The sequence below is a fragment of the Paenibacillus sp. 7541 genome (assembly GCF_002276395.1).
Classification (GTDB): Bacteria; Bacillota; Bacilli; order Paenibacillales; family Paenibacillaceae; genus Paenibacillus_AQ; species Paenibacillus_AQ campinasensis.
Genome location: NZ_NQLZ01000075.1, coordinates 1 through 532, shown reverse-complemented (window position 1 = coordinate 532; position 532 = coordinate 1). Strand labels below are relative to the sequence as shown.

General features: G+C 61.8%; 1 protein-coding gene. It reads left to right on the top strand.

Annotation, left to right across the window (positions count from 1 at the left end; translation table 11 throughout):
- The coding region (locus CHH75_RS24990; protein ID WP_176475665.1) for a hypothetical protein at positions 1 to 532 on the top strand (532 nt) is incomplete at both ends.

Here is a 532-nt window from a genome sequence, read left to right as displayed (position 1 = left end):
GCAGCGGTCCCGTTCGCAGGCTGGGTGGCAAGCGGAGCGAAGATCGGACGGAATGCCGCCAAGCTGGGCAAGCTGGCGAGCGCGGCACAGAAAGTGTCAGGCAAAGCCGGATCGCTTGTGCAAACGGCAAAGGAAGTGGCGTCAGGCTTAGTGGCGATAGGGCCGGGCGCGCTGGGCAAAGTGGTAACGGGAGCAAGGCGACTAGGCAGCAACCTGAACCAGCTGGATGTTCTGCAGAAGATGCAGAAAGGGATGCAGCGCTTCCAGATGGGCCATCCGCGGATGGCCATGGCGATGAGCATGGCGGGCCAGACGGCAGCCAATTATGGCATGATCGAAGTCCAGGGCATGGCCATGAACAAAGCGGTGGAGCAGGGCTGGGTGTCGCAGGAAGGCTTGACCGCATTGGGAATGCTGTCCAGTGTGGCCGGCAGAAGGTTCGGCGGGAACAGAAACAGCAGCCTAGGAGTTACAGCTGGTGGAGGCAGTGGCAACCGCAGGGGAAGTAGTGATGGTGGGCCAGGAAGGCAGC